The sequence below is a fragment of the Streptomyces hilarionis genome (assembly GCF_024539675.1).
Lineage (GTDB): Bacteria > Actinomycetota > Actinomycetes > Streptomycetales > Streptomycetaceae > Streptomyces > Streptomyces hilarionis.
This window is the reverse complement of sequence record NZ_JAHHIT010000325.1, coordinates 1-2,654: the sequence shown is the minus strand read 5'-3', so window position 1 is coordinate 2,654 and position 2,654 is coordinate 1. Positions and strand designations below refer to the sequence as shown.

At 73.7% G+C, this 2,654-nt stretch carries 1 protein-coding gene; it reads right to left on the bottom strand.

Going from position 1 to position 2,654, the window contains the following annotated elements:
• On the bottom strand, positions 1–2,654 hold a 2,654-nt coding region (locus tag KMS84_RS38340; RefSeq protein WP_256921178.1), incomplete at both ends, for a type I polyketide synthase.

Genomic DNA, 2,654 nt, shown 5'->3' with positions numbered 1-2,654 from the left:
AACGGCGACAACGCCCGCTCACACGCCACCATCGACTCCCCGAACACCGGCGAGACGTCCCACAACTCCCGCCCCATCCCGACCCACTGCGACCCCTGACCCGGGAAGACGAACACGGGACGGCTGTCGGCAGCGGCGACGCCGGTGACGACGCCGGGGGCCGAGCCCTGCGCCGTGAGTCCGCGCAGGCCGTCGAGCATGTCCGACGCGTCGGCAGCGAGGACCACGGCCCGGTGTTCCAGACCGGCCCGGGTCGTGGCAAGGGAGAACGCGACGTCGGCGAGGTCGGGGCCGGGCTCGCGCGCGACCAGGGCGGAGAGGCGTTCGGCCTGGCCGCGCAGAGCCCCCTGCGACCGTCCGGAGACGACCCACGGGACGACCGGCGTCGCGAGTGCGGGCGGCGACGTCTGCTCGGATCCGGGCCGGGCCGGTGACTCCTCGGCCGCCGGCGCCTCCTCGATGATCACGTGCGCGTTCGTGCCGCTGATGCCGAACGAGGAGACGCCGGCGCGCCGCGGACGGTCGTCGGACCGCGGCCACTCCCGTGCGTCGGTGAGCAGTTCCACCGCCCCTGCCGACCAGTCCACCTTCGGCGTCGGCTCGTCCACGTTGAGCGTCTTGGGCAGCACCCCGTGGCGCAGGGCGAGCACCGACTTGATGACGCCCGCCACGCCCGCCGCCGCACCCGTGTGCCCGATGTTGGACTTGACGGAGCCGAGCCACAGCGGCCGGTCGGCCGGGCGTTCCTGTCCGTAGGTGTTGAGCAGCGCCTGCGCCTCGATGGGGTCGCCGAGGGTGGTGCCGGTGCCGTGCGCCTCGACCACGTCGACGTCGGCGAGGGTCAGTCCGGCGTTGGCGACGGCCTGCCGGATCACCCGCTGCTGCGAGGGGCCGTTCGGCGCGCTCAGCCCGTTCGACGCACCGTCCTGGTTGATCGCCGAGCCCCGGACCACGGCGAGCACCTCGTGCCCGTTGCGGCGCGCGTCCGACAGCCGCTCCAGCACGATCATGCCGACGCCCTCACCCCAGCCGATGCCGTCCGCGGCCGCCGCGAAGGCCTTGGTCCGGCCGTCGGCCGACAGTCCGCCGAGCGTGTCGAACTCGCCGAACGCGCCCGGCGTGGCCATCAGGCCGACACCGCCGGTCAGCGCGAGCGCGCACTCGCCGTTGCGCAGCGCCTGCGCGGCGAGGTGCAGGGCGACCAGCGAGGACGAGCACGCCGTGTCCACGCTGACGGCGGGCCCCTCCAGCCCGAGGGTGTAGGAGATACGGCCCGACATGACGCTGCCGGAGGAGCTGGTGACGGCGTAACCCTGGCTGGCCGGCGAGTTCATCAGCAGGGCGCCGTACTCGACGGCCGTGCCGCCGACGAAGACGCCGGTGTCGCTGCCGCGCAGCGACTTGGGGTCGATGCCGGTCCGTTCCACGGCCTCCCAGGAGGTCTCCAGCAGCAGCCGTTGCTGCGGGTCCATGGTCAGCGCCTCACGGGGCGAGATCCCGAAGAAGGCGGCGTCGAAGTCGCCCGCCTCGTGCAGGAATCCGGCCCGGCGAAGGCTGGCGAGGTTCCAGCGGTCCCATCCCCGGTAGGACGGGAAGTCGGACAGCCCTTCCCTGTTCTCGGCCATCACCTGCCACAGGTCATCCGGGGAGGCGACTCCGCCGGAGTAGCGGCAGGCCATGCCGACGACGGCCAGCGGTTCGTCGGACGCCGACACCGTGCGGACGACGGCTTCGGGCGCCTCCGGGTCCGTCCCGGCGCCGACGAGTTCGTCGCACAGGTAGGCGGCGAGTCGACGCGGGTTGGGATAGTCGAAGACGAGCGTGGCGGGCAGCCGCAGGCCGGTGGCCGCGTTGAGCAGGTTGCGCAGCTCCATCGCGGTCAGCGAGTCGAAGCCCAGTTCCTTGAACGGCCGCTCCGGCGTGACGTCGGCCGGGGAGGCCTGGGCCAGGAGGCGGGCGGCCTCCCCACGCACCAGGTCCATCAGCAGGTCGAGCCGCTCGGCGCGCCCCAGCCCCGCCAGTTGCGCGCGCAGGGCGGAGCCGGCCGAGCCGTCGTCCGCCGAGCCGGCGGAGTCCTCGCGGAGCGCGCGGGCGACTTCGGGGATGTCCTCGATCAAGGGGCGCCGACGGGCCATGGTGTAGCCCGGCGTGAACAGCGCCCAGTCCATGTCGGTCACCGTCAGGGCGGTCTCGTCGTGCTCCAGCGCCTGCCGGAGCGCCTCGACGGCCAGCGCCGGATCCATCGGGCGGACACCGCGCCGGGCCAGCTGCTCCGCGGTCCCCTCGGTCGCCATGCCCGTGTTCTTCCAGCTGCCCCAGGACACCGAGGTCGCCGTCAGACCGCGGGCCCGGCGCTCCCACGCCAGCCCGTCCAGATAGGCGTTCGCGGCCGCGTACCCGGCGTTGCCCGCGCTCCCCCACACGGCGGCGCCGGACGAGAACATGACGAACGCGTGCAGTTCCAGGCCGAGTTCGGCGGTCAGCTCGTCCAGGTGGCGGGCGCCGAGGGTCTTGGCGGCCATCTGCGCTCGCAGGTCCGCCTCTTCCAGGTCGCGTACAGGGCCGTAACTGGCGACCCCCGCGGTGTGGAAGACGGCGGTGAGGGGGTGTTCGGCGGGTATCGCCGCCAGCAGGTCGGCGAGGGCCGCCCGGTC